Origin of the sequence: Streptomyces sp. NPDC058701, from assembly GCF_042715295.1 — a bacterium.
Taxonomy (GTDB): Bacteria; Actinomycetota; Actinomycetes; order Streptomycetales; family Streptomycetaceae; genus Streptomyces.
Window position 1 is genome coordinate 62,445 of sequence record NZ_JBHXSY010000037.1, and the last position, 7,397, is coordinate 69,841.

Annotated in this window: 6 protein-coding genes; 5 read left to right on the forward strand and 1 reads right to left on the reverse strand. The window is 75.2% G+C overall.

Going from position 1 to position 7,397, the window contains the following annotated elements:
* Nucleotides 1-75 precede the first annotated feature (75 nt).
* Nucleotides 76-1,419, reverse strand: coding sequence for a UDP-N-acetylglucosamine 1-carboxyvinyltransferase (gene murA, locus ACFWW8_RS29770; RefSeq protein ID WP_386533479.1), 1,344 nt, complete (start codon nucleotides 1,417-1,419; stop codon nucleotides 76-78).
* A 262-nt stretch (nucleotides 1,420-1,681) separates the two neighbouring features.
* Between murA and ACFWW8_RS29775 the strand changes: the two genes are divergently transcribed.
* The 5 genes from ACFWW8_RS29775 to ACFWW8_RS29795 all read left to right on the forward strand — a co-directional run.
* Nucleotides 1,682-2,242 (forward strand): YqgE/AlgH family protein, encoded by a 561-nt coding sequence (locus ACFWW8_RS29775; RefSeq protein ID WP_386533481.1) that lies wholly within the window; start codon nucleotides 1,682-1,684, stop codon nucleotides 2,240-2,242.
* A gap of 28 nt (nucleotides 2,243-2,270) precedes the next feature.
* Entirely contained in the window at nucleotides 2,271-2,555 is a 285-nt protein-coding gene (locus ACFWW8_RS29780) for a DUF3039 domain-containing protein (RefSeq protein ID WP_030161320.1), read from the forward strand.
* Nucleotides 2,556-2,719: 164 nt separating this feature from the next.
* Complete coding sequence (locus tag ACFWW8_RS29785; RefSeq protein WP_386533484.1) at nucleotides 2,720-4,357, forward strand: beta-N-acetylhexosaminidase; 1,638 nt, start codon at nucleotides 2,720-2,722, stop codon at nucleotides 4,355-4,357.
* Nucleotides 4,358-4,594: 237 nt separating this feature from the next.
* Complete coding sequence (locus ACFWW8_RS29790; protein WP_386533487.1) at nucleotides 4,595-5,512, forward strand: FAD binding domain-containing protein; 918 nt, start codon at nucleotides 4,595-4,597, stop codon at nucleotides 5,510-5,512.
* 20 nt (nucleotides 5,513-5,532) lie between these two features.
* Nucleotides 5,533-7,397 (forward strand): hypothetical protein (locus ACFWW8_RS29795; RefSeq protein ID WP_386533489.1); only part of this gene is annotated, 1,865 nt, incomplete at its 3' end.

Genomic DNA, 7,397 nt, shown 5'->3' on the forward strand with positions numbered 1-7,397 from the left:
GGCCGTACGGGCCACGGAAAGGCCCCCCGGACCCCTTGCGGGGTCCGGGGGGCCTCCAGGCGCCGGTGGTACGGCTCAGACGAGGTCGCCGCCGGGCAGCTCGACCTTCGCGCCGAGCTCCACGAGCTTCTCCATGAAGTTCTCGTAGCCGCGGTTGATCAGGTCGATGCCGTGGACCCGCGAGGTGCCCTCGGCCGCCAGCGCCGCGATCAGGTACGAGAAGCCGCCGCGCAGGTCGGGGATGACCAGGTCGGCGCCCTGCAGCTTGGTGGGGCCGGAGACGACCGCCGAGTGCAGGAAGTTGCGCTGGCCGAAGCGGCAGGCGGAGCCGCCCAGGCACTCGCGGTACAGCTGGATGTGAGCACCCATCTGGTTGAGCGCCGAGGTGAAGCCGAGGCGGGACTCGTAGACCGTCTCGTGGACGATCGAGAGGCCGGAGGCCTGCGTCAGGGCCACGACCAGCGGCTGCTGCCAGTCGGTCTGGAAGCCGGGGTGCACGTCCGTCTCCAGCGCGATGGCCTTGAGCGGGCCGCCGGGGTGCCAGAAGCGGATGCCCTCGTCGTCGATCTCGAACGCCCCGCCGACACGCCGGTAGGTGTTCAGGAACGTCATCATCGAGCGCTGCTGGGCGCCGCGCACGTAGATGTTGCCGCCGGTGGCCAGGGCCGCGGAGGCCCAGGAGGCCGCTTCCAGGCGGTCCGGGAGGGCCTTGTGGTTGTAGCCGCCGAGACGGTCCACACCGGTGATCCGGATGGTCCGGTCGGTGTCGACGGAGATGATGGCGCCCATCTTCTGCAGGACGCAGATGAGGTCCTCGATCTCCGGCTCCACCGCGGCGTTGCTGAGCTCGGTGACGCCCTCGGCCAGTACGGCCGTCAGCAGCACCTGCTCGGTCGAGCCGACCGACGGGTAGGGCAGGCGGATCTTGGTGCCGCGCAGGCGCTGGGGAGCCTCCAGGTACTGGCCGCCCTCGCGCTTCTCGATGGTCGCGCCGAACTGGCGGAGCACGTCGAAGTGGAAGTCGATCGGCCGTCCGCCGATGTCGCAGCCGCCCAGGCCGGGGATGAAGGCGTGGCCGAGGCGGTGCAGCAGGGGGCCGCAGAAGAGGATCGGGATGCGCGACGAGCCCGCGTGGGCGTCGATGTCGGCGACGTTCGCGCTCTCGACGTGGGTCGGGTCGAGCACCAGCTCGCCCGGCTCCTCGCCGGGACGGACCGTCACCCCGTGGAGCTGGAGCAGCCCGCGCACGACGCGCACGTCACGGATGTCGGGAACGTTCCGCAGCCGGCTGGGTCCGCTGCCGAGCAGAGCGGCGACCATGGCCTTGGGCACGAGGTTCTTCGCACCGCGGACACGGATCTCGCCCTCGAGCGGGGTACCGCCGTGGACAAGCAGTACATCGTCACTGATGCCGGTCATGAATCTCGCGTTCCGGGAGGGGTGGGCAGGGGGCCAGTGAGAAGAGTAAGGGTCACCACCCCGTTGTTCGTAGGGCTGACGCGGCCGTAGGACTGTCATGAATTCGGTACAACACCCTCCGTATCCACCCCATGGCGGAGTGTCGCGTTCCGCCCGCACCGGCGCGGCCGGTCCCGCGCCGCCGCCGCGTGCCCTGAGCTGCGCCGGATTCGATCTCGCCGTCCGATGCCCCGGAAGGACGGATGTGCGGGATCATGGCGGCATGACCGAGGTGTCCTCCCTCACAGGCCGGTTGCTCGTGGCCACCCCCGCCCTCGCGGACCCGAACTTCGACCGCGCGGTGGTGCTGCTGCTCGACCACGACGAGCAGGGCTCGCTCGGCGTCGTCCTCAACCGGCCGACCCCGGTGGGCGTCGGCGAGGTCCTGCTGCCCTGGGCGCCCCTGGCCGGCGAACCCGGCGTGGTCTTCCAGGGCGGACCCGTGGGCCTGGACTCGGCGCTGGGCGTGGCGGTCATCCCGGGGGAGGAGGGCCCCCTCGGCTGGCGCCGGGTGCACGGGGCCATCGGCCTGGTCGACCTGGAGGCCCCGCCGGAGCTGCTGGCCGCCGCCCTGGGGGGCCTGCGCATCTTCGCCGGCTACTCCGGATGGGGGCCCGGCCAACTGGAGGTCGAGCTCGGCGAGGGTGCGTGGTACGTGGTGGAGTCCGAGCCCGGCGACGTGGCCTTCCCCGATCCGGAACGCCTCTGGCGGGCGGTGCTGCGCCGCCAGCGCGGCGACCTCGCGATGGTCGCCACCTATCCGGACGACCCGTCGCTGAACTGACCGGGTCGGGGGTCGGTACCCTGGGTCCATGAGCACTCTTGAGCCCGAGCGCGGGACTGGCACGGGGACCCTCGTAGAGCCGACGCCACAGGTGTCCCACGGTGACGGCGACCACGAGCGCTTCGCCCACTACGTCCAGAAGGACAAGATCATGGAGAGCGCGCTCGGGGGCACCCCCGTCGTCGCGCTCTGCGGCAAGGTGTGGGTGCCGGGCCGGGACCCGAAGAAGTACCCGGTCTGCCCCATGTGCAAGGAGATCTACGAGTCCATGGGCCCCGGCGGGGACAAGGACAAGGGCGGCAAGGACAAGTAGGACCGGCCGCTCCGAGCAGGACCCGGGCCCCCGGGGTGCGCAGTCTGCGCACCCCGGGGGCCTTTGCCGTGCCCGCGGAGCGGGTTAGGGTCGGCCGCGTCAGCGCACTGCGGAACGAGCGTTGCACAGTGCGCAACGATTTGGCTGCTGCGAAGGGCTGACGCATGGACCTGATCCCCGCACCCCGGAACGCCGTTCCCCACGAGGGCGGACACCGCTACGCCTTCGGGGCCGACCCGGCCCTCGACGCCGGCCCGGGCACCGCGGACACCGCGCGCTGGCTGCGCCGCGCGCTGGGCGCGGCCACCGGCTGGAGCCTGCCGGACGCCGCGCCGGGGACGCCCGGGGAGCTGCGGCTGCGCATCGACCCCGCGTCGTCCGGCGGGTCCGGCCCGGAGGCGTACCGCATCGACATCGGCCCGGACGGCGCGGAGCTCACCGGCGCGAGCGCGGCCGGGCTGTTCTGGGCCGCCCAGACGCTGCGTCAGCTGCTCGGGCCCGACGCCCACCGCAGGGCGCCACTGCCCGGCCGGACCTGGAGCCTGCCGTACGCGGCCGTCGCCGACGCCCCGCGGTTCGGGTGGCGCGGCATGATGCTCGACGTCGCACGGCACTTCATGCCGAAGGACGGGGTCCTGCGCTACATCGACCTGCTCGCCGCGCACAAGCTGAACGTGCTGCACCTGCACCTGACGGACGACCAGGGGTGGCGCGTCGAGATCAAGCGGTACCCGCGCCTCACCGGCGTCGGCGCGTGGCGGGCGCGCAGCCGGTGGGGGCACCGGGCTTCGCCGCTGTGGAGGGAGACCCCGCACGGGGGCTTCTACACCCAGGACGACATCCGCGAGATCGTCGCGTACGCGGCGGAGCGGCACGTGCGGGTCGTTCCCGAGATCGACGTGCCGGGGCACTCGCAGGCCGCGATCGCCGCCTACCCGGAGCTGGGCAACACCGACGTCGTGGACACGGCCGGGCTGGAGGTGTGGGACGACTGGGGGATCACCGAGAACGTGCTCGCGCCGACCGAGGCCGTGCTGCGGTTCTACGAGGGGGTCTTCGAGGAACTCCTGGACCTCTTCCCGGCGGACGTGTCGCCCTTCGTGCACGTGGGCGGCGACGAGTGCCCGAAGGCTCAGTGGCGGGCCTCGCCCACCGCGCAGGCGAGGATCGCCGAGCTGCGGGTGGGCGGGGAGGACGGCCTGCAGGCCTGGTTCGTCCGGCACTTCGACGGCTGGCTCGCGGAGCGCGGCCGGCGGCTCATCGGCTGGGACGAGATCCTGGAGGGCGGGCTGGCGCCGGGTGCGGCCGTGTCCTCGTGGCGCGGCTACGCGGGCGGCATCGCCGCCGCCGAGGCGGGGCACGACGTGGTGATGTGCCCCGAGCAGCAGGTGTACCTGGACCACCGTCAGGACGGCGGCCCCGACGAACCGGTGCCCATCGGGTACGTGCGGTCGCTGGAGGACGTGTACCGCTTCGAGCCGGTGCCGCCCGAGCTGTCCCCGGAGGCGGCCGCGCACGTCCTGGGCGCCCAGGCCAACGTGTGGACCGAGGTGATGGAGGATCAGGGCCGCGTCGACTACCAGGCGTTCCCCCGCCTCGCCGCCTTCGCCGAGGTGGTGTGGTCGCAGCAGCCGGCCCCGCGGGAGCGGGACTTCGCGGGGTTCGAGGAGCGGTTGGCGACGCACTACCGGCGGCTGGACGCGCTCGGCGTCGGCTACCGGCCGCCGGGCGGTCCGCTGCCCTGGCAGCGCCGGCCCGGCGTGCTCGGACGTCCGATCGAGGGTCAACCCCCGAACGTGTGACGGCGGACGGCGGGGCACGGCGAAACCCTTCGAACCGGAACTCTTCCTCGATTTCGGTGGATACGGGGAAAACCGGGCGATCGTCCGAGGTGGGCGGGGGCGGCCGCCGCCCGGCCGACCCTCGCGCCGGGCGGCCCGGAAGATGTGCCAGAGTTGCCACGTCCCGGCGGTGAGCACGTACCGTACGGCGGACAGGCGTGAGCGCCGGGACCGGGACATCGGGAAGGGGCAGCTGGGTTGACCACGCACGCACCGCACGCATCGCACGCACCGCATTCATCTCAGGAGCCTCAGGGGTCGCAGGCAGCGCAGTCCGTGACGCTGCCGGCCTCGCTCGAGGAGGCGGTCGCGGCTCTCACTGCCATGCCCGCAGCCGTCCCCGTCGCCGGGGGTACCGACCTCATGGCCGCCGTCAACGCCGGGCAGCTGCGGCCCGCCGCCCTCGTCGGGCTGGGCCGGATCAACGAGATCCGTGGCTGGCAGTACCAGGACGGCCACGCGCTGCTCGGCGCCGGCCTCACCCACGCCCGGATGGGGCGGCCGGATTTCGCCGCCCTGATCCCCGCGCTGGCGGCCGCCGCGCGCGCCGCCGGGCCCCCGCAGATCCGCAACGCCGGCACCCTCGGCGGGAACATCGCCACCGCCGCGCCGACCGGTGACGCCCTGCCCGTGCTGGCCGCGCTGGAGGCCGTGCTCGTCATCGTCGGCCCGGGCGGATCGCGCGAGATCCCCGTGTCGTACCTGCTGGCCGGGCGCGAGATGCTCCGGCCCGGCGAGCTCATCGGCTTCGTGCGGGTACCGCTGCTGCACGCCCCCCAGGTGTTCCTGAAGGCCACCGGCCGTACCGGGCCGGGGCGTGCGGTGGCGTCCGTGGGTCTCGTACTGGACCCCGCGCGCCGGGGCGTGCGCTGCGCGATCGGGGCGGTCGCCCCGATGCCGCTGCGGCCGCTGGAGGCCGAGCAGTGGGTGGCCTCGTTGATCGACTGGGACGGGGAGCGGAGCCTGGCCCCCGAGGCGCTGGAGGCCTTCGGCGAGTACGTCGCGGCGGCCTGCGTGCCCGACCAGGGCGAACCGGTGGCTCCCGGAGTTCTGCATCTGCGGCGGACGGTGGCCGTACTGGCACGGAGGGCCCTGGGGAGGGCGCTGACCTCATGAGTGGGAACGGGAACGGGTACGTGAGCGGAGCGACTGGGGACCCGGGCAACGCGGGTTCCGCGGGCCCCGAATGGGGCTGGGAGCCGGTGCCGCACGGCGGCGAGTACGACTCCGACGCGACGGCCTTCGTGAAGCTGCCGCAGGACATGCTGGACGCGCTCGGCACCGGGGAGCCCCTGGCCGCGCCGGGGCACGGGTACGTGCCGCCGCCGATGATCGTGCCGCTCGGCTCGGCCACGACGGACCCCGCCGCCACCGGCACCTGGACGATCCCGGTGCAGTGGCCGGAAGCGGCCGGTTCGGCCCCCTCCGACCCGGCGCCCGGCACCGCCTCCGGCAGGGTGGTCGGCCAGGGGCCGGCCCCGGTCGGGGGGCCCATCCCGGCGTCGATCCCGCTGCCGGCCTCGGTGGCGGCGGCGTTCGCCCCGGCGGAGCAGGGGCAGGGACAGCGACACGGCCAGGGCCAGGGCCAGGCCCAGGATTACGGTCAGGACCACGGCCAGGACCACGGCCAGGACCACGGCCAGGACCAGGAGTACCGGCCGGGGCAGAGCGAGACCGCGGAGTGGCGGTTCCCGGAGGCGGCGCAGGCGGCTCAGGCCGCGGGCACCGTCCCGGACGCGGCCACGGGGCAGTGGGTCCTGCCCGAACTGTCCGAACAGGGCGATGTGTCCGGGCAGTACGACCTCAGCGGCGTGTCCGGGCAGTACGACCTGAGCGGCGTATCCGGCCAGTACGCGTCGGGCGAGGTGTCCGGCCAGTACGACCTGGGCGGCGCGACCGGCCCGTACGCACCGGGCGGCTCACCGGACCCGTACGCACCGGGTGGGGCGCCGGACCCGTACGCGTCCGGCGAGGTGTCCGGGCAGTACGACCTGGGCGGCGCGACCGGCCCGTACGCACCGGGCGACGCCGCCGGCCGGACCGGGGACTTCCGGCAGGGCGGGCTGGACGCCGACTGGAGCCAGGCCCCGGCGACGCTCCCGGGCGGCGCCAGCGCCCCGTGGGCGAACCACCCCGACTTCGAGGGCGCCCGCGGTTACGCCGCGCCGCAGCCCTCCGGTGACACCGGCACGGGCGTCCTGCCGGGCACCGACGCCGCCGTGGCGGCCGCCGCGGCCGGACGGGTCGCGGGCGGTCCCGGCGTGGGCACCCCGCGCCGCGGCCCCCGCGTGCTGGGCGGGCCCGGCGTGGGAACCCCGCTGCCCGACGGCGTACCGGCGTCCGAGGGCGAGCCGGCGTCCGAGGGCGAGCCGGCGCACCCGGCCCCGCACGACATCGACGCCGCCCACGGCCCGGCGGCGACGCCGCAGCCGGAGGAGCGGCCGGCCCCGGGCGGGCTGGACCTCTTCGGCGGCGTGCGTGCCGAACCCGAGCCGGCGGAGCCGGCCGCCGGTTCGGCGCGGACCGCCCGGGACAGGGACACCGACGGGCACGGCTTCGCCGCCTTCGGCCACGCGCCGGAGCAGCGGCACGCGCCGGAGCAGCGGCACGCGCCGGAGCCGGGCCGCTCGCCGGAGCAGGGCGACGGGCAGGGGGCCGGCCCGGTTCCCGAGCCCGGTACCGGCCTGCCGGCCGGAGCCGCCGCCGAGGCGGCGCACACCGACCCCGAGCACGGCGCGGGCTCCGACCCCGACGCGGGGGCGGCGCACGACCCGAACCGGGACGCCGCCCGCGACCCGGCCCGCGACGCGGAGTTCGACGCTGCCCGGGACGCCGAGTACCACCCGGCCCCGGACGCCGGCCGGGAGCCGGGCCCCGCGGACGGTCCCGGCGGCGACGGCGACGGCGGTCCCCCGGCGGAGCCCGCCGACACGGACGGCCGCGGCTTCGCCGCGGCGGGCCCGGCCCCCGCGGACACCGGGGCCGCGCCCGTGCCGGACGG

Bases quoted from the DNA above. Each gene is read 5' to 3' on its own strand.
- ACFWW8_RS29775 (WP_386533481.1), top strand. From the start codon at position 1,682: ATGACCGAGGTGTCCTCCCTCACAGGCCGGTTGCTCGTGGCCACCCCC.
- murA (WP_386533479.1), bottom strand. From the start codon at position 1,419: ATGACCGGCATCAGTGACGATGTACTGCTTGTCCACGGCGGTACCCCG.
- ACFWW8_RS29785 (WP_386533484.1), top strand. From the start codon at position 2,720: ATGGACCTGATCCCCGCACCCCGGAACGCCGTTCCCCACGAGGGCGGA.
- ACFWW8_RS29780 (WP_030161320.1), top strand. From the start codon at position 2,271: ATGAGCACTCTTGAGCCCGAGCGCGGGACTGGCACGGGGACCCTCGTA.